Source organism: Streptomyces sp. NPDC057877, assembly GCF_042796855.1.
GTDB lineage: Bacteria > Actinomycetota > Actinomycetes > Streptomycetales > Streptomycetaceae > Streptomyces.
Window position 1 is genome coordinate 361502 of sequence record NZ_JBHVMS010000009.1, and the last position, 17208, is coordinate 378709.

Annotated in this window: 17 protein-coding genes and 1 pseudogene; 11 read left to right on the plus strand and 7 right to left on the minus strand. The window is 68.4% G+C overall.

The window, feature by feature from the left end; genetic code table 11:
* Positions 1–56: 56 nt before the first annotated feature.
* Positions 57–530: a MarR family winged helix-turn-helix transcriptional regulator gene (locus ACFVQG_RS28365; protein ID WP_383388706.1), complete on the minus strand. Its 474-nt coding sequence runs from the start codon at positions 528–530 to the stop codon at positions 57–59.
* A 236-nt stretch (positions 531–766) separates the two neighbouring features.
* Here ACFVQG_RS28365 and ACFVQG_RS28370 point away from each other — a divergent pair, with 236 nt between their 5' ends.
* Complete coding sequence (locus ACFVQG_RS28370; RefSeq protein WP_383388708.1) at positions 767–1387, plus strand: L-threonylcarbamoyladenylate synthase; 621 nt, start codon at positions 767–769, stop codon at positions 1385–1387.
* Between the two features lie 256 nt (positions 1388–1643).
* On the opposite strand, the pseudogene ACFVQG_RS28375 reads toward ACFVQG_RS28370, so the two are convergent.
* Positions 1644–2003, minus strand: a pseudogene (locus ACFVQG_RS28375) (MBL fold metallo-hydrolase); the annotation flags it as partial.
* 253 nt (positions 2004–2256) lie between these two features.
* On the opposite strand from ACFVQG_RS28375, the gene ACFVQG_RS28380 reads away from it, so the two are divergent.
* The 5 genes from ACFVQG_RS28380 (at position 2257) to ACFVQG_RS28400 (ending at position 6635) form a co-directional block, all read left to right on the plus strand.
* Positions 2257–2661 carry a DUF302 domain-containing protein gene (locus tag ACFVQG_RS28380; protein ID WP_383388709.1) on the plus strand — a complete coding sequence of 135 codons (405 nt, stop codon included), beginning with the start codon at positions 2257–2259 and terminating at the stop codon, positions 2659–2661.
* A 446-nt stretch (positions 2662–3107) separates the two neighbouring features.
* A complete protein-coding gene (locus ACFVQG_RS28385; RefSeq protein WP_383388711.1) occupies positions 3108–3332 on the plus strand; it encodes a hypothetical protein in 225 nt (74 codons plus the stop codon).
* 5 nt (positions 3333–3337) lie between these two features.
* On the plus strand, positions 3338–4789 hold the full coding sequence (locus ACFVQG_RS28390; RefSeq protein ID WP_383388713.1) for a radical SAM protein: 1452 nt from the start codon (positions 3338–3340) through the stop codon (positions 4787–4789).
* Between the two features lie 597 nt (positions 4790–5386).
* Positions 5387–5827, plus strand: coding sequence for a hypothetical protein (locus ACFVQG_RS28395; RefSeq protein ID WP_383388715.1), 441 nt, complete (start codon positions 5387–5389; stop codon positions 5825–5827).
* 1 nt (position 5828) lies between these two features.
* Positions 5829–6635, plus strand: a complete 807-nt coding sequence (locus ACFVQG_RS28400) for a hypothetical protein (protein WP_383388717.1) — start codon at positions 5829–5831, stop codon at positions 6633–6635.
* Positions 6636–6731: 96 nt separating this feature from the next.
* Here ACFVQG_RS28400 and ACFVQG_RS28405 read toward each other — a convergent pair whose 3' ends face one another.
* Entirely contained in the window at positions 6732–7433 is a 702-nt protein-coding gene (locus ACFVQG_RS28405) for a hypothetical protein (RefSeq protein ID WP_383388718.1), read from the minus strand.
* A gap of 27 nt (positions 7434–7460) precedes the next feature.
* Between ACFVQG_RS28405 and ACFVQG_RS28410 the strand changes: the two genes are divergently transcribed.
* Complete coding sequence (locus ACFVQG_RS28410) at positions 7461–8225, plus strand: polysaccharide pyruvyl transferase family protein (RefSeq protein ID WP_383388720.1); 765 nt, start codon at positions 7461–7463, stop codon at positions 8223–8225.
* The gene (locus ACFVQG_RS28415) at positions 8222–9019 is read left to right on the plus strand and encodes an aspartyl/asparaginyl beta-hydroxylase domain-containing protein (RefSeq protein ID WP_383388722.1); all 798 of its coding nucleotides are present in this window, start codon (positions 8222–8224) and stop codon (positions 9017–9019) included. Before ACFVQG_RS28410 ends, ACFVQG_RS28415 begins: the two co-directional genes overlap by 4 nt.
* A 4-nt stretch (positions 9020–9023) precedes the next feature.
* Here ACFVQG_RS28415 and ACFVQG_RS28420 read toward each other — a convergent pair whose 3' ends face one another.
* Complete coding sequence (locus ACFVQG_RS28420; protein WP_383388724.1) at positions 9024–11219, minus strand: sulfotransferase; 2196 nt, start codon at positions 11217–11219, stop codon at positions 9024–9026.
* Positions 11216–12577 carry a 2OG-Fe(II) oxygenase gene (locus ACFVQG_RS28425; RefSeq protein ID WP_383388726.1) on the minus strand — a complete coding sequence of 454 codons (1362 nt, stop codon included), beginning with the start codon at positions 12575–12577 and terminating at the stop codon, positions 11216–11218. The genes ACFVQG_RS28420 and ACFVQG_RS28425 overlap by 4 nt, the downstream gene beginning before the upstream one ends.
* A 93-nt stretch (positions 12578–12670) precedes the next feature.
* Here ACFVQG_RS28425 and ACFVQG_RS28430 point away from each other — a divergent pair, with 93 nt between their 5' ends.
* Entirely contained in the window at positions 12671–13564 is an 894-nt protein-coding gene (locus ACFVQG_RS28430) for a hypothetical protein (RefSeq protein WP_383388728.1), read from the plus strand.
* Here the strand turns inward: ACFVQG_RS28430 and ACFVQG_RS28435 are convergent.
* Positions 13515–14390 (minus strand): hypothetical protein, encoded by an 876-nt coding sequence (locus ACFVQG_RS28435; protein WP_383388730.1) that lies wholly within the window; start codon positions 14388–14390, stop codon positions 13515–13517. The genes ACFVQG_RS28430 and ACFVQG_RS28435 overlap by 50 nt on opposite strands.
* 496 nt (positions 14391–14886) lie before the next feature.
* On the opposite strand from ACFVQG_RS28435, the gene ACFVQG_RS28440 reads away from it, so the two are divergent.
* Both ACFVQG_RS28440 and ACFVQG_RS28445 read left to right on the plus strand, forming a co-directional pair.
* The gene (locus tag ACFVQG_RS28440; protein ID WP_383388731.1) at positions 14887–15228 is read left to right on the plus strand and encodes a hypothetical protein; all 342 of its coding nucleotides are present in this window, start codon (positions 14887–14889) and stop codon (positions 15226–15228) included.
* Between the two features lie 20 nt (positions 15229–15248).
* Positions 15249–16091 carry an SAM-dependent methyltransferase gene (locus ACFVQG_RS28445; RefSeq protein WP_383388733.1) on the plus strand — a complete coding sequence of 281 codons (843 nt, stop codon included), beginning with the start codon at positions 15249–15251 and terminating at the stop codon, positions 16089–16091.
* A 256-nt stretch (positions 16092–16347) separates the two neighbouring features.
* Here the strand turns inward: ACFVQG_RS28445 and ACFVQG_RS28450 are convergent, their stop codons facing one another.
* On the minus strand, positions 16348–16890 hold the full coding sequence (locus ACFVQG_RS28450; protein WP_383388735.1) for a DapH/DapD/GlmU-related protein: 543 nt from the start codon (positions 16888–16890) through the stop codon (positions 16348–16350).
* Positions 16891–17208: the final 318 nt, after the last annotated feature.

The window sequence follows — 17208 nt, forward strand, 5'->3', positions numbered from 1 at the left end:
ATGGAGAGGATGGAGAGCTTGGAGAGCTTGGAGAGCTTGGAGCGAGAGGAAAGGGCTCAGTGGGCGGCGGAACGCAGCCCGCGCACGAGCGACGTGAGCGCCCCGAGCACGGACCCGAGGGCGTCCATCTCACCCTCGGTGAGGGACAGCAGCGCCTCGGTGAGGTGGGCGGTCTCCAGCTCCCGGACCTCGGCCAGCCGACGCCGGGAGGTCGGTGTCAGATACAGGTGCGCGACGCGCTTGTCCGCGCTGTCCTGACGGCGCTCCAGCAGGTGGCGCTCGGTGAGCTGGGAGACCAGCGCGCTGACGTTGTTCGGCTTCATCAGCAGGGCCTCGGCGGCCTGGCGCACGGTGGCGCCCTCCCGCTCCTGGACGAACCTCAGCAGCGCGAGCTGCCCCTCGGGCGGCTTGGGGTGCGGGTAGTCCCGGGCGACACGCCGGTCCAGGGCCCGGTGCAGCGCGGGCAGGACGGCCGCCAGCTCGGAGGCTGTGCGGTCGACGTCCCGTCGGGGCGCGCTGGATTCGGGCATGGGTAGCAGAATAAGTATTGCCTCATACCTATGTCAAACAGGTATACGTTCATAGGTATCGGCTGTCGGCATCGGGCCGGGTGTCGGCGTGGGCATCGGCCACGGTTATCGGCCGTCGGCATCGGGCCGGGTATCGGCGTGGCTCTCGGCCATGGGCATCGGTCGCGGGTATCGGCCCGGACCCCGGCGGGCAGGTCGGCGTACTCCGGGGCGGGCGCCGGGCATAAGCTCGGCGGATGGCGAAGTACTACGACGTGCACCCAGACAACCCCCAGCCGCGCACCATCACCCAGGTCGCCGACAGCATCCGCGCGGACGCGCTGATCGCCTACCCGACGGACTCCTGCTACGCGCTGGGCTGCCGGATCGGCAGCCGTGACGGCGTGGAGCGGATCCGCACGATCCGTCAGCTGGACGACCGGCACCACTTCACGCTGGTGTGCCAGGACTTCGCCCAGCTGGGCCAGTTCGTCCGGGTGGACAACGACGTGTTCCGCGCGATCAAGGCGTCCACGCCGGGCAGCTACACCTTCATCCTCCCGGCGACGAAGGAGGTGCCGCGGATGCTCCAGCACCCGAAGAAGAAGACCGTCGGCGTGCGCATCCCGGACCACGTCGTCACCCAGTCCCTCCTGCACGCCCTCGGCGAACCCCTGCTGTCCAGCACACTCCTGCTGCCCGACGAGGACGAACCGATGACGCAGGGCTGGGAGATCAAGGACCGCCTCGACCACGTACTGGACGGCGTCGTCGACTCGGGCGACTGCGGCACGGAGCCGACGACGGTCATCGACTTCTCGGGGGGCGAGGCGGAGATCGTGCGGCGGGGGGCCGGAGACACGTCGCGGTTCGAGTAGCCGCCCCGTCCCGGCCCCGGACCTGCTGCCCGGCGGCGCCGACCTGGTGCGGGCGAGCTGCCGTGGGGCGAGGAGCGGGTCGCGGTAGGCGGTGGTGGCGTCGGGGGCGTAGTTGGTGCCGCCGCTGATCACCGGTGAGGCTGGTGCAGCCGGTGAAGTCGATCCGGGAGCCGTTGACGCGGACCCGTGTCCCCCGGTGGCGTGGGCCTTGGTCGCGGCGCCGTAGCGCGGGCCGTTGGGGAGGGCGGCGCCGAAGGGCCGCGGCAGCGGAGCGGTCGATGCCCACGCGAGCCAGTTCGCGCTGCGCGGCGGCGAGTTGGGCGGTCGACTCGGCGAGCAGCGTGACCGGCCTGCCCCACGGAATCAGCCAGGCCAGATAGGTCGCGAGCTGCCCTTCGGCCTCGAAGTCGAACGACCCGGAGACAGCCCGGCGGCGAACGCGACGCGGTTGCGCAGGTCCACCACCCGCTCCCCCGCGGCCAGCCGGGCGGCAAATCTCCTCAGCGTCGGCGACGGCGGGCGGCGTCAGATCGACGGGCTCGGGTCAAGCCGCGTCGGCAGGGCCCATGTGCGTGTAGTAAGCGGCGATGTCGTCGAGGTCGGCGACGAAAGTGTCGCCACGGCGCGCAGGGTCGGGCCCGCGTTCGAGTCGATCTCCGCGCGGTCGCCGTCGTGCACTGGTATGCGCTCGACGGAGACGCTGGCCCCGGCAGGGACGAGATAGGCCGCGCCCGCGACCCGGGCCATCACTAGTACTCCCGGGGGTATTTTCGAGGGAAGGAGAAGCCCCGGGAAACAGCTCAGGAGTACCTCGCCCACGGCCGGACACCCGGTCCGCGCCGTGCGAGCCGACCGGAAGGACCACCGCCATGCGCTACGACCGCACCGTGCACCTCGACACCGACTTCGCCACCACGGTCAGCCGCGTCCGCGAGGCCCTCGCCGAGCAGGGCTTCGGCATCCTCACCGAGATCGACGTCACCGCCACCCTCAAGGCCAAGCTCGACCACGACATGGAGGACTACGTCATCCTCGGCGCCTGCAACCCGCCCCTCGCCCACCGCGCCCTGGAGACCGACCGCTCCGTAGGCCTGCTGCTGCCCTGCAACGTCGTCGTCCGCCGCGACGGAGACCGCACCGCCGTACAGGCCCTCGACCCGAACACGATGGTCGCCCTCACCAACCTGGAGGCCCTGCGCCCGGTCGCCGAGGAGGCCAACCGACGCCTCGACGCGGCCCTCGCCGCCCTCACCGCAGCCGACGCGGACAGCTGACGGCGGGCCTCGGCACCGTCCCTTGTGGCCCGGTCGGGCCGCGCTCCCGGTTCCCCCGTGCGTGCGACGAGGTAGCAGCACGCACCGTCGTCGCCGAGGTGCGGTAGGCCCCCGGAACCGGAGTCCTTGGCCCGCGCCAACGGCGCCGGTCCACGCGACCTGCGGCGGGCAGGAACGCCTCTCCGACTCGAGAGGGAAGCCGCTACGGGATGCCATGCGGCACCCCGCGCTAACAGGTCCCGGCACGGGTTCACACGTTCGGCTCATTGAGGCTGCCCCACGCCATCCACTGCCCACGGCACGCACGCGTAGTAGTCACATGACCGGCCGGACCATTGCGCCGTTCCTGGCAGTGGGCCGAGTGGCCATGTCGAATGGCGTCGCTGAGTCCTGACCTCCAGAGTGAGCACAAGGCATCGCATCTGGTTCCTGTAAGGAGCGCCGCTGTGCAGGAGAACCCCGCGTCCACACCGAAGATCCGCCTCGTCGCCTCCGATGAGGAGCAGCAGCACGTACGGCTCACACCGGGCACTCGCTACGAAGTCGCGGTTACCACGATCGTCGACTCTCAATTGGAGGACATCAGCGAAGAGTCCCTGGGCAGCGCCGCCCGGCCGCCCCGGCTCTGCGGAAGCCGTTCGACCTGCGTCGCCATCGTCGAGATCGAGTAGCCGACATGGAACAGGCTCTCGCCACTTCTCGCTACACCTTCCGAGTACCGATGTCCGAGGGATACGCCCTCTTCCACGCGAGTTCTGGAAGTGTCTTCAAGGTCGATGGACCGGATGCCGAAGAGATCTCGACCCTGCTCAGCGGAGACCGTCGACTGGTTCCTCCGGGAACCTTCGACGAACGGCTCACTGCCCGTCTGCGCCGCAACGGCTTCCTCGTGGAGCCGGGTTTCGATGAAGTCGCGGTGGTGCGCGAGCGGTACTGGGCGGCCCGCGGCAGCGCTCCCGTCGTGCTGCTGGTAACCACCACCATGGACTGCAACCTGGGTTGCTACTACTGCTACGAGTCCCGCACCCCCGACGCGCTCCGCCTCACGGATGCCGAGACGCTCGTCGACATCGCGGCGCAGCGGCTGGGCGGGCGCAAGCGTTCGCTGCATGTGGACTGGTATGGCGGTGAACCGATGCTGGGCATCGACTTCCTGGAACGCGGATCGCTCGCGCTGCAGGAGTACTGCCGGTCCGCAGGGATCAGGTACCACGCATCCATCATCTCCAACGGAACGCGGTGGCCCGATGACCCGCAGTCCTTTGTCGCCCGCCACAAGATCAGGGAAGTCCAAATCTCCTTCGACGGCATGAAGGACAACCACGATCGTCGGCGGCGTTACCGGCCCGAGCATCGGTCCCTCACCGACCAGTCGTCGTTTGAGCAGGCTGCGGCCCTGGTGGACGAACTGGTGCGGCACACTCGCGTGGACCTCAGATACAACGCGGACCAGGGCAACGCAGGGGATCTGGGGGCGTTCATCGACTTCGCCAAGGCTCGCGGCTGGTTCGACGGCCCGTTCCGGTGTGTCCTGATGGTCGCGAAACTGTCTGCCTACTCGGAGCGTTCGTCGTTCCTGCGCCCGCACGAACTCGATCCGGAGCGGTTCGAGGAACTGCAGGACCTGGCCAGGAGGGAGCTACCGTCCAAAGCACAGGACGACCAGGACATCGTGTCCGGGTTCCCCCATCCGAAGACGTCTGTCTGCGGCGCTCTGGCGCATGACTCGGCTGTGGTCGGGGCGGACGGCCTGGAGTACCGCTGCGGCTTGCAGGTGGGCGAGCCCGGCCGCGCCACAGGCCGCTTCCTGGGGATGCCCGGGGTGCGTCCCGGCGACAGTCCTGAGAGCTTCCCCGACCAGTCCTGGTGGGCGGACTTCGACCCGACCACGCTGCCGACTTGCTCCCGCTGCTCCTTCCTTCCCGTCTGCTGGGGTGGCTGCCCCAAGCGGCACCTGGACGGAGACGGGACGGCGATCCGCTCCGAGGGCGGTTTCTGGCGCACGAACCTCCCGAGAATGGTCGCCGCGGGTTTCACGGACCAAGTGGCGGCCGACTTCGAGTTCACCGAGGCCGAGCAATTCCGCACGGGCCTCCCTGTCGAGGCCCCAGGCGAGACTAGTTGCTGAGCGCGGACGCGGCGCGGTGGGTATGCGGCGACGACCTGCGGCTCGCGCAGCGATGCTGTGAGGGCATCCGCGCGCCGTACGCGAGGAGGGCCCGCATCTGATGTGCCGCCTTCGCTGCCAGCCTGCCGCTTCTGGGGCTGCGGGCGGGACGGCCGATCGACGGACCGGTCGGCCTTGAGTCGCGTGATCCGGTGACGTCCCCTCGACAGAATCTCGCCAGTCGGCGCCGACCGCCCCTTGGATCGTGCCGCCAGCGTTGAGCGGCGGCGGCCAGACAATTGGCCGCGCCGGTTTCTCCCTCGTGCGTAGGCCCACAGTGACCGCACGCGAATGACGCAACAGGGTCTGCTGGTTCTCCGAGGGCCAGGGTGCGGAGTGCTCGTTTTCCTGGACATCTACAAGATCGTGTTACGGACTCCTGGGAAGCAATGACGAAAACTGTTCAAGGCACAATATTGGAGGATATGAAGAGGCCAAACAACGCGCATTTGCAGGGCATCACACACCGGAGGAGAATCAGTACCAGAACCGCATCAGCCGGTCAAGCCAGGCTTCATTAGAGGCATTCATCCCCCCCCACCAGAGGTGGAGTCAGTCATGGGCGATGCGAATTATCCCCCGAAGCTGAGCGAAGAGATCGCCAGGCTCAAGGAACTCGACGTTCCTTGGTCGGCCACCCTCCTGGTCAGTTCCATGGATCCGGTCGAAAGTACGTCTGCGGCACGGGAAATCCAGGGGAATCAGCTGGACGACAGCACGTCCGCGACCCACGGATACTGGGTCGGCGCGAAAGGCGTACTCATTCCCGGCGATGGGGAAGACGATCTCGCCAAACAGCTGAAGGACCAGGTCGCCACCGCGGAGAACGACGAGTCGATAACCGAACTCCTCGAACTCTGGATCACCGCGGAACCCACGCTCTCGGGCGCACAGCTCGACGAACTGCGCCCGCTCGTGTTCGGCCGCGTCTTCGGTGATTTCGAGGAGAAGCTGAGCCGCAGCCACAACAGTGACAGCGCGCAGGGCGGAGGTTACTGACATGTCCGTCGTATCTACTCTGTGGGTGGACCGGGATTTCGGCGGGCTGTCGAAGACCTCGGACTCGGGCCCGAATTTCCGGATCCTCTGGAACAGGTGGGCGGCCACGAATGACGTGTTCTCCTCCATGCGTGCATGGGGAAGAGGAGACCGCGGGCATGCGTTCGCGTTCGAGCACATCAATTTCGATGGCAGATTCGCGGCACTGAACGTGGGGAATGGGCAGAGTTCCTGGTGGTCGTACTTCGGCACCGCCTTCAACGATGTCGTTTCGAGTTCACTGATCGTCGTGCGAGCACCCAACGACATCGTCGTTCCACTCGGACAGCAGGTGTCCTCCACATTCGCGTCCATGTTTGACGCCCAGGCGGCGGGTACACCGCTCGCGCGCGTAGGGAACCCCCAGGTCTACGGGAATTTCTTTCCCGGGTACGACGCGTCCAGGTTGTTCATGACGATCAGCCAGAACCTGACCGTGGCGATCTCCGGATGGCCGGACTACGATGCGAACGTGAAGTACGACGTGGAGTTCTTCCTCACTGGCACGAAGCTCCACGGGCGGGCCAAGTGGTCGCATGTCTGGGTCGAGTCCGGGATCTTTTCCCAGAAGGTGCACGACCGGATCGCGCCTCGGCTGCACGGCGCGAAGGGCAGCCTCACCTCCGCGGTCGAGAATCAACTGCGCCTGTTCGCCTCCCGCAACTTCCGGGAGGTCTACCTGATTCCGGGGCCACGACCCGACATGTCCCAGTTCGGCTACTTCGCCAAGCATGACGATGACGTCTGTCTCGCCGTGATTCCCGCCTGACCGGTCTGACGGGCCAGGGTGATGGCCGTCGGCGGCCGATGTCACCATGACGCGGAGCGCTGCGAGCGGAGATCGACGCCGCAGGCCGACGGGATTTCAGTCCCCGTGGACGATCCCGTCCAGTTCCCTGCGCAGGCCGGCGTCGATCCCCGCTCTGCTCCAGTACCACCGGCACAGTTGGGGCGTCCGCCCGCTGGCCGCCTCGTACCAGGTGAACGCGGTGGGGTGGGTGGCGTGGGCGTGGGCGCCGAGGACGTTGAACTCGGAGAAGTCCCGGGGGCGCTGCCTGATGACGTACCGGTCGATGGGCAGGCCGTGGCGTCGCAGGGAAAGCGCCCGGAGTTCGGGGTAGATCCAGCGCGGGTACGTGAACGGCGGCTGCTGCATGAAGTCGTACGTGACGGGCTGTCCGAGGAAGGCCTCGGTGGAAGCGAGCCAGGGCCGGTGACGGCCCAGGTCGCTGACGGAGCGGCGTGCGATCCAGGGGTGGCCGTCGGCGAGCAGGGCTGCCGGGGTGACGGGGCGGGTGAAGATGACATCCGAGTCGACGTGGCAGATGAGGTCGGATGCGGTGAAGTCGTCCGCGTGCAGTTTGGTGACCTGCTGCCCCAGGTAGTCGTCGCGGTAGTCCGGGCAGACCTCCAGGCGGACGTCACCGCCCACGATGCGGCGTACGGCGGATGATCCGGTGCGCGGGGTGATGACGACCACTTCGGTGAAGCCTCGGCACCACTTCCGGATGGCGGCGAGTGCGTAGTGCAACCAGGCGACATCACGGTGGTAGGTGCGGATCAGCAAGGCCGTACGGCAGTTAAGGTCGCTCGTGTGGTCGAGGCCGTACCCGCCTTCTGGTGCCGGGCGCCCAGCCAGGGCAATGTCGGTGACCGGCTCACCCCCTGGCTGATCCGGCGGATCCGTGGCGCCCCCGCGCGCTGGGTCGCGCCGAGTTGGCCGGGGCGGAAGCATTTCGTCACGGGGAGCGTCATCGGCCTGGCCGGACCGGGTGCCGTCGTGTGGGGAGCCGGTGTGATGGACGCGGGCGAGGATGTCGATCCGCGGGCGGAACTCGTCGGCGTCAGAGGGCCGCTCACACGTGAGGCCGCGCTGCGCTCGGGTGCCGTCTGCCCACCGGTGTACGGGGATCCCGCCTTGCTCGTGCCACGTTTCCTTCCCCGTTCGGGGGGACTGAGGAGTCGGCCTCCCGCGCTCGTGCCGCACTTCGCGGACAAGGCGCGGGCTCGCCCGGGACTTCCGGGCGGCTGGCGGTTCGTCGATGTGCAGCAGCCGGTGGAGAGCGTCGTCGACCAGTTGCTGGGAGCCTGTCTGGTCGCTTCGTCCAGTCTGCACGGCATCATCCTGAGCCACGCGTACGGCATTCCCGCCGTGTGGATCACCTACGGTCGGCTTCCCGCAGGCGACGACAGCAAGTTCCACGACTACTTCCTCTCCGTCGGTGTGCCCGTCCCGCCACCCTGCCCCGTGGGCCGTTTCGGCGCGGGCCTGGACACGGGCCGACTCGCGGATTTCGCGACCCTTCCCGTGCAGCTGCCAGACCTTGACCTGCTCCTGGAGAGATGTCCGTTCCGGTGAATGAGCATGAGTTCCGCCGTGTCCTGGAAGGCATCCGGGACGCCAACTACCACCGCCCCGGCATCCGGTGCATGCGGCTGATGACCGCGGACCCGGCCACGGTCGAGGGTCTCTTGACGGACGTGGCTCGTCTTCGAGCCGGACAACGACCCTCGCGCGCGGGGACGATCGGGCATGTGACACGGTGGGCACGGCCCACGGGGCGTGTCGAGCAGTTCAGTCTTCTCAACGCGTCGGGGCGCAGTGACGACTTCTCCCGCGACCATGATCTGTCCTGCTTCGGCAAACGCTTCCATCACGGTGAGCGGCTGCCCAAGCTGGCCTCCCTGATCGGCTCGCTTCCGCACCTGGTGAACTTTCGGGTCAATGTCCTGGGCGCAGGGGCTTCGCTGGCCCCGCACGAGGAGCACAGCGTGGTGCGCTCGCAGGACGGCGGCGTGGGCGTACGTGCCCGTTTTCACCTGCCGCTCGTCACGCATCCGACGGCGACTCTGGTGCTCGACGGGGAGGTGCACCACCTGACGGCGGGCTCGGTCTACCTGGTCAACCACGGCTGTGTGCACGCGGCGGAGAACGGCGGGGGGAGTGAGCGGATCCATCTGGTGTGGGACATGCTCATGACGGTGGACGCCTGCGAGGCGATGTTCGGGCAGGGTCCGGCTCCCGCGGGCTTCGCCCGCGCACTGGCTGTCGCTGAACCGGTCGGCCGACGCGTGGACAGACGGTGGGAGCGCATTGCTCCCCCGGTCCGGGAAGCTGAGGCCCGCCACGTCGGGTTCCTGGACGTTCAGTAGCCCGTCAGTACAGGGTTCGGCGGAAGTCGGCGGGGACATAGTGGAAGAGCAGCGAGGTGTGGGTGCTGCCGTCCGGCAGCGGCGGACGCCAGTGCGGTACCCGTGTTCCCCTGAACAGCACCGCCTCGCCGGGCCTCTGGACGACTGACACGCGGCCCTGCGGGGTTTGCAGGGACAGGGGCCAGCCCCCGTCGATGCCGGGGCCCGACTCCCCGAGCAGCAGTGACACGGTGTACTCGCACTGTTCGCGGTCGGTGTGCCGATCGAGGACGGCCCCGCCCCGGTAGGCGGAGACGTAGGAGTAGGACGGCCGTACCGGCCGCCCCGCGAGTCGGCTCACGAGGTCGCGGAACTGGTGGTGGAAGAAGCGGGACAGGGATTCGTTGTGCCATCCGTAGCGCCCCTGTACCTGGGCATCCCCCAGCGGCCACGAACCGGTTGAGATGAGCCGCTCGTAGTAGTCGAGCAGCGTGGCGCGGTGCGCGGGGTGGAGGGCGGGACCGATTCGGCACATGTCCGTGCGGGCGAAGTCGTCGGCCGCACGGGACAGGGTGGATGCGGCTGCCGCTTCCGTTCGGGTGCGGTGGCCGGTCGGGCCGAGCGCGCCAGCCGCTGCCATGGCGGCCTTGAGCCGGTCGGGGAAGGCCGGGGGGAGGGGCTGCCCGGGTTCGAGGTCACGGAGCACCCAGAGGTCTTCGCGGCGGACCCAGAACGGTACGAGTGCGCCCGTGCGAGCGTCCCGTGTCCAGAGGATCGGGTAGCCCGGCAGGAACCGGTCCCTGAACCGGGCGTGCCGGGCGAGGCCCAGCGGGATGGTGACCCCCGTCTGGAGCACGGCTGCCGCATCGACGCGGACGGTGCCCGCCTCGTCCGGCGAAGAGGCCGCACGCTCCGCGTCACTGGGCAGGGATTCCTCCAACCAGCAGGCGTATGCGGGCCGTCGGTGTGTCATGGGCTCGGGATGGGCCATGGTGGCGCGTCCGTTCTCGAGTGTGTGCCGGGTCTGCTTCACCTCGTCATGCACCTTCGGCACCTCGTCACGTACCTTCGGCACCTCGTCACGTACCTTCGGCACCTCATCGAGCACGTTCGGCACCTCGTCGAGCACCTTCGGTGCAAAGCCGGGCGTGCGCCGCCATTTGCCGGGGTGCGGCGGGCTGATGGTGGTGGCGGACAGGGGCATGTCCCAACCGTGTCGGGCCGGGGGCAGCCCGAGCGCCGCCTCCAGTCGACGGATCGTCCTGGCGGGCGCGGCGCGCAGTTCGGCGTAGTCGACGTCCAGCCAGCGGTCCGCCGGCAGCAGCGCCCGGGCGTCATGCACCGCCTCCACAGCAGCACTCCACTGCCGAGCCGCGACGCGTGACAGGTCGTCGTGCCGTGACGCCTGCCAGCCCGGTGGCAGGAGCAGGTGCCATGCGCGGCGAGGCCAGCCGGGCAGGTCCGGGATGTTGACGAACGCGGGATGGGACCAGGCTCGCACCATGCTTGCCACGGTGTCGCGGGCGTCGCGGCGGAGGTGGATGACCGTGGCGTCCGGGAACAGCCGCAGAAGGAACGGAAGGCGGAGGGTGTTCTCCGGTGTCTTCTCCAGCAGCCTCGGGCCCGCACCCGGTATGCGGGCGGCTGCCGGAGCGGGCCGGTGCCGTGTGGCGGAGTCCCGCAGCCCGGCCATGAACCCCGCTCGTACGGCCTGCCCGTGCTCTACGGCGTGGTCGGCGTCCAGCGCGTGGGAGGCGTACCCGCAGGCGGCGGGATGGAGTCCCGGCACACCCTCGATCACGCCTTCGCTTTCACCGCCTGTCGTCCACAGGCCGGGATGGCGGGCCAGGGCGTCGAACAGGGCAGTGCTGCCCGAGCGTGGTGGCGCGATGATGACGACAGGCGCGGTGAGGGTGGCCGCCGGGACCGCGCGGGCGGGTCCCGTGCGCGGGGTGCCGTACGGGCTGAGCACGGTGTCGGTGCCCGCTTCGAAGGCCGCCGCGGCCGACGCCGTCGCGAACAGGTACCGGACGCGTAGACCGCGGGCATCGGGTGTCACCGCGCGAGCGAGCAGGTGAGGCGCCCTGGGAAAGGGGGCGTGATGCACCCGGCGCGCCGCCAGCCGGGCGTGGGCGGGCGGCAGTGTGATGTGGACGCTGACGGTCCAGGCCACGCTGTCGCGCTCGCCCTGCCCGGACATCGAGGGGGGCCTGTCGCTCACTTCCGGTGGATCCATCCGGCGACGCTGAAGCGGCTGTCGGCGAAGGCCTTGCTCGGCACCCGGACCGGCAGCACTTCGTGGTCGTGCCGACTGGGGAAGAAGATCGCCAGGTTCGCGCGGGGCACGATCGTCTGGCTGCGCTCAGTGGGCACGATCTTCCCGTTCTCGGTGACCGTTTCGAAGATGCGCAGTTCCCCGCCCGAGAACCGGCGCGGCTCGGGCGAGAAGAAGTAGACGAAGGTGAGTTCTCGTGTGTCCCCGTCGTCGCTGTCGCGGTGCATGCCGAAGAAGTCACGGTCCCCGTTGGCCGCCACCTGCACCTCGATGCGGCCTACGGGGAAGGCGGGGTGGTTCAGACGGGCGCGTACGGGTTCCAGGTGCTCCTTGATGCGTTCGACGAAGATCTGCTCGAAATGCTCGAGTTCATCGAGGGTCAGTGTGCTGCGGACGCGCTCGTCGACCACCGCGGTGTTCGTGCCCGGCGGACGGACCGCGGCGGGCGTGAAGTCGTCCTGCTTACGGAGCGCGTACGCCAGCAGGTCGCTGTGCTCGGCTTCGGTGAGGAACTCCCTGACACCTTGGGCCACCTCGGCGATCGCTTCTCTCTCGAACCGTCCGGTGCCGGTGGGCACGCTGGCTGGCTTGCTGTAGTGGCCGCCGCGTACGAGACGGGCGATCTCGGAGGGAACCGAGACGCGGTCCACGACCCACTCGGCCCGGGATGCCAGATAGACCGTGCTGTGGAATGCGGCGTTCCGTTCGAACGCCGCGTCGTCGAGGGCGCCCGCGAGGACGTCGATGGTGTCCAGCTCCGCGAGCCCGAGGCTGGTCAGCAGGTCACCAGCCGGGGCGCGATAGGTGAGGTAGCGCGCGGCCTCGGTGAGAAAGACGTCCTCCGTGCGTTCGAAGCCGATGCGGCGCAGTACGAGGTCGGCCAGCCGCGAGTCCTCGCCGAGCAGGTAGTGCACCTCTGCCGTGGGATCGACCGACAGGGCCTCGAGTGCCTCCTTGTACAGGGCCGCGATCAGTCCCACGTTCGTCAGGTCCTCGTCGGCCACCTGTACCGGGCTCAGTCCCCAGCAGCCGTCCGCCACGAGGTGGGTCTGCAGGACGGCGACGATGTTGCGTGCTCCCAGTCCCCAGGGAGGCCACGGCCTGTCGCGGACAGCGGCGAAGATCTGCGAGTCACCGTCGTAGAAGAGGGGAGCCACCACCTCGTCCATGAGGTGGGGCGCCCCCATGCGCCGGAAGAACACGTGCAGTGCGGCTTTGGCGGTGTCACTCAGTTCGTCGAAGATCTCGATCCGCGTGCCGCCGTTGAGATCTGAGAAGAAGTCGCGTCTGATGGGCTGGGTCATGGCTTCCCTGCTATGGCCGTTGTGCTGGGTGAAGGTGTCGTTTTGGCTGGCGGAGGACGGATGGATCCGGCCGCGGGCTCTCCGTTTCTACGGGTGACCACGCCGCGCGGAGGCGTGCTGCCCTGGGTGCTGGTGCGGGCGCCCGTGATCACCCGGGCGCACCACGTGCGGCTGCGCCAACTGATGGGTGAGGGCTGTCGGTTCGTGGGCGCGACCAGCTATCTGGGCTTTCCGGGGGAGGGATACCGCGACGAACGCGACTACGGTCTCCTCTGCGAGGCGTGGCTGCACTGTTTCCGGGATCCTGATCGGTTCCTGCCAGGAGACGGGCCCCGTGTCCTGGTCAGCGAATCCGACTTCACAGACCCGGTGCGGGTGGACCCGTGCCGGGTGGCGAACGCCCTGCCGCGGAACCTGCTGACCGACGTGGTGCACATCTCCGGCCGGGATCCCTGGAAGCAGGAAGCCAAGAACTGGCCGCTCGCCTCTCGCTGCCTTCGTCGCCTGGCTCGGGAGACGGGGCTGAGGATCCTGGTCGTCGACGCGCCGTCCACGGCTGAGACGATCCCGGGCGTACGACTGACCGGTCCTCTTCCCTGGCCGTCGCTCCTCGCGGTGCTCGCCGCCGCGCGCTGCCTTTTCGTACCGGCCGTCCTGGATCCGTCGCCTCGGGTGCTCGCGGAGGCGCTCTGCCTCGGTCTCCCGGTCGTCGTCAACAGGGCGGCCCTCGGTGGATGGCACTACGTGAACCCGTTCACCGGCGCCTTCTTCGACGGCGAGGACGACGTGGTGAGCGTGGTCGAGGACGTGCTGGGAAGGAGCCATCGGCCTCGTGCGTGGTTCACCGCTCACCACGGGCCGGTACGGGCCGGCGCCCGGGTGCACGCCCTGCTGCGGACGCTCGACGCTTCTCTGCCCGACGTCACACACGTACTGCTCACCACCGACCCGGGCGAGCCGAACGCGGGCCGACCGGGGACACGTTGAGGACCAGTCGGTGCCTGCCCCGCATCGGGGAGCGGTGGATCCACGCCTCGCTGACCGGATGCGGCGACCAGTGGCGTCGGACGTCGATGTGCCGGAAGTAGACGGTGGCGTCCGACGGCACCTGGTGGATCACGGCCCCCGGCCGCAGGAACGGCGGGTCCGCGTCCATATCCTCGCGTTCTTGGAGCGCCGCCTCGCGGTGTTGGAGCGCCGCCTCGCGGTCTCGGAGCGCCGCCTCCCGGCCCTGCTCCACTCGTGTGGCATCGGCGACCATCCGGGTCAGGCGCTCCCTGCGGGCCAGGTACGAGTAGAACTCGGCCATCCCCCGCACGTCGTCACCGTGCACGTACTCGGTCGTCGGACCGTTGTAGACCCTGACAGCACCTACGGTGGGCGCCTGGGGCGGCACCGTGTCCACATGGAAACCGCACCGGCACGTCGGAGCCTCGGTGAAGACGCGCACCATCACACGCTCGCCGCGTGCCGCACCCATGACCCGCTTCACGATCTGGGCCATGTCGTCCCTGAGCGGTTCGACGAGGGCGGGCGACGCGTCAGGGAGGGCCGTGCGCGTCCAGTGCGCGAAACCGTCCAGGTCGACCGAGTCCAGCGTCGTACGCGGAATGACCAGCCGCTGCTCGACCACGGCTTCGTCCAGCTCCGCCAACCACGGCGAACGCTCGCGCGGCGCGACGATGACCGCGCTCACCGCGGGGTCCGCCAGCAGCTCGATGTCGCTGTGCGCCGACCCGTGGACGACGTCGGGCGGGCGGACTGACGTCATCCCGCGTACCCGGGCGCCCTGCGGCGCCGACAGATCTCGCATGCGTTTCCGATACAGGAGGAGGGGACCACGGACGGCAAGGTAGCCGCGCCGCCGGTCACGGCACATACGACAGGCAGGATGGGCGACCCAACGAACCCGTACGGCTCACAGGTCCGCTTCCGCTGCGACGCCGATCGGTACGTCACCTGCACCGTCCACCCCGACTCGGCGGAAACGCACCTCCGTGTCCGCGGTGGAGACACCCCGCTCGGGTCGGAGTGGCCACCGATCGGGTGACGGCCCCGGTGCCCGTACCGCACAGGGCTCCGGTGCCGTCGGGTGAGGTGTGTGACGTCGCAACCCGCCGGTGCACACGCCCTGTTGCCTCCCGCCTCGCTCGACCTGCGCGCGCTCTGCCGGTACCGCCGACCAGGGAGCCGAGCGTCCTGGAGGCGGCGTCGTGCTCGCGCGCGTTCCCCCGGGGTGTGCCAAGGATGAGGGAAGAGGATTCGGCCTTGCCCGAGGGCCCGCCGCTTGTCGAAGCGAGGAGAGACGTATGTCCCGTACGGTCATGAGAGAGGTTCTTGACCGGGCGCTCCTGGAGGAGCAGTTCCGAACCGACATCGAGTCGGACCCTGACCGTGCCCTGAGGGACTACGACCTGACCGGCGAGGAGCGCGAGGTTCTGCTCTCACGGGACCTGTCCAGGGTGGAAGCACTCTTCCCCGGCTTCCTGCACGTCACCATCAGGTTTGCTCTGATCAACCACGACATCGTGGCGCTGGCTCCCTCCGATCACGCGCGTAGGGCGGAGATCGAGCGCCTGGGCCGCCAGATCACCGAGTCACCGGAGAACCGCTTCGAACGGCTCAAGGACATGCTGCTTCTTTTCCGATGACGGCACGCAGGGGAACGAACATGACTTCGAGCACCGACCGCCGAGCGCCTGATGTCTACATCGTCGGGCTGGGCATCAAAGGCATCGAACACATCACCAGGGAAACGGAATCCGCCTGTCGGCGATCACAGGAGATCCTGGCCGTCCCGACCCTGCCTGCGGGCATGACCTACCTGCGCAACCTCTGCGACCGCGTCACCGACCTCCATCCGGTCAGCTACAAGGAGGACGAGAACCGGCTCAACGCGTACGACACCATGAGCGCGATGGTGCTCGAGGCCGCCCTCGATCACCCGCCGGTGACGTTCGCGACCTATGGCCACCCGCTGGTCTACGTGTACCCGACACGCCAGATCCTCGACGCCGCGCCGTACCTGGGACTGAACGTCAAGGTTCTTCCCGCCGTCTCCGCGCTGGACACCATGATCATCGACCTGGACTTCGATCCGGCCATCGACGGTTTGCAGATGTACGAGGCCACGGACCTCCTGGTCCGACAGCGCCCGCTGCAAACCGATGTCCCCTGCATGCTCTGGCAGGTTGGAGCGGTTGAGTCGGTCCTCTACTCCAGCGCGCCCAACAGCCCGGAGCGGTTCTTCCGGATCAAGGACTACCTGCTGCGCTACTACCCGCCGGAGCACGAGGTCGCCGCGGTCTACAGCAGCCCGCATCCACTCTTCGAGGCATCAGTGGTGAGGTTCACTCTGGGCGACATGGAACAGCATCACGACCAACTGCATCAGGGGCTCACGCTGTACATCCCGCCGCTTACCAGACGCTCCGTGGCTGATACGGACCTGATCGCGAGAATCGAGTCGGTGGACCACCTCAAGAGCATCACGCACGACAGGGACGCGCTCTGATCGCGCGGGTGTGGGCGGTGGCCCGGTCGCGGCAGACGATCCCGACACCGAGGCGGGCGGTGAGCCAGCCGCGAAGGCACGACCGACGAAGCCCACTAGATGATCAATCCCAAGGGGTCGGTTACCGAGCGCGGTGAGCGAGCGGAGGATCTCTCGCCCTTGGGCCGGGGCCGGTTGCTTCGGGCCGGGCGTGCGGCTTCCGATGTGGTGCACGACTGCACGTAGTCGGGGGCACGGCGTGGCTCCGATGGGGTCGTCACCAACGCCGGTGCACGGCTGCCTTACTGCCGGTCACCAGGCTCGCCGGTGGAACGTCATCGGCTACGACCGCACCGGCGGCGACCACGGCATCACGACCGATGCTGACGCCGGGCAGGATCGTGGCACCGGCGCCGATCCACACGTTCTCCGCGACGTCGATGGGAGCGCCGGTGAGGTAGAGCCGCCGCTCCTCGGGATCAACCGGGTGGCCGCTGGTGATGAATGTGACCTTGGGGCCGATCATGACGCGCTCGCCGAGCCGGATGCCCGCGTAGTCCAGGAACGTGCAGTTCTGGTTGATGAAGACGCGCTCGGCGAGGTCGAGGTTCAGGCCGTGGTCCGTGTAGAAGGGCGGATAGATCGTGACTCTCGGTGGCAGTGGCTTGCCGAGGATCTGTCCGAACAGTTCCGCCTTGCCCGCTGCGTCCTCGAAGGGCAGGGCGTTCAGACGGGAGGTTAGCTCGGTGACCCGCAGGACCCTCTCGGCCATGGCTTGGAACTCGGCGCTGTGGATGTGCATGAGACGGTCGCTGGACATGCCACGGTCCTTTCAGGGGGTGCCTGCGGAGACGAGAACGAGGGTGTCCAGGATCGTTGTGTGACGAACACCCTGGACACCCTCGCGACGGCACTCTATGCGACCACCGACGACCTACTGGAGGAACGTCCGGACCGGGCGCCGTGGCGGCCGACTGGGGGATCACCCCGCGGCTCACGGACGCTGAACTGGTCACCTCGCGATGATGCGGGTGAACGGCGCGGGGTGAAGACGTACGGTTCATTGACATGCACGCGCCCTAGCGGGATTCTGAGAGCGCTCTCAGAGCAGGTACGGACCAGCTCCCCCCATCGGTCC

Coding starts and splice junctions, on each gene's coding strand:
- ACFVQG_RS28365 (WP_383388706.1), bottom strand. CDS start 530: ATGCCCGAATCCAGCGCGCCCCGACGGGACGTCGACCGCACAGCCTCC.
- ACFVQG_RS28370 (WP_383388708.1), top strand. CDS start 767: ATGGCGAAGTACTACGACGTGCACCCAGACAACCCCCAGCCGCGCACC.
- ACFVQG_RS28380 (WP_383388709.1), top strand. CDS start 2,257: ATGCGCTACGACCGCACCGTGCACCTCGACACCGACTTCGCCACCACG.
- ACFVQG_RS28390 (WP_383388713.1), top strand. CDS start 3,338: ATGGAACAGGCTCTCGCCACTTCTCGCTACACCTTCCGAGTACCGATG.
- ACFVQG_RS28395 (WP_383388715.1), top strand. CDS start 5,387: ATGGGCGATGCGAATTATCCCCCGAAGCTGAGCGAAGAGATCGCCAGG.
- ACFVQG_RS28400 (WP_383388717.1), top strand. CDS start 5,829: ATGTCCGTCGTATCTACTCTGTGGGTGGACCGGGATTTCGGCGGGCTG.
- ACFVQG_RS28425 (WP_383388726.1), bottom strand. CDS start 12,577: ATGACCCAGCCCATCAGACGCGACTTCTTCTCAGATCTCAACGGCGGC.
- ACFVQG_RS28435 (WP_383388730.1), bottom strand. CDS start 14,390: ATGCGAGATCTGTCGGCGCCGCAGGGCGCCCGGGTACGCGGGATGACG.
- ACFVQG_RS28440 (WP_383388731.1), top strand. CDS start 14,887: ATGTCCCGTACGGTCATGAGAGAGGTTCTTGACCGGGCGCTCCTGGAG.
- ACFVQG_RS28445 (WP_383388733.1), top strand. CDS start 15,249: ATGACTTCGAGCACCGACCGCCGAGCGCCTGATGTCTACATCGTCGGG.
- ACFVQG_RS28450 (WP_383388735.1), bottom strand. CDS start 16,890: ATGTCCAGCGACCGTCTCATGCACATCCACAGCGCCGAGTTCCAAGCC.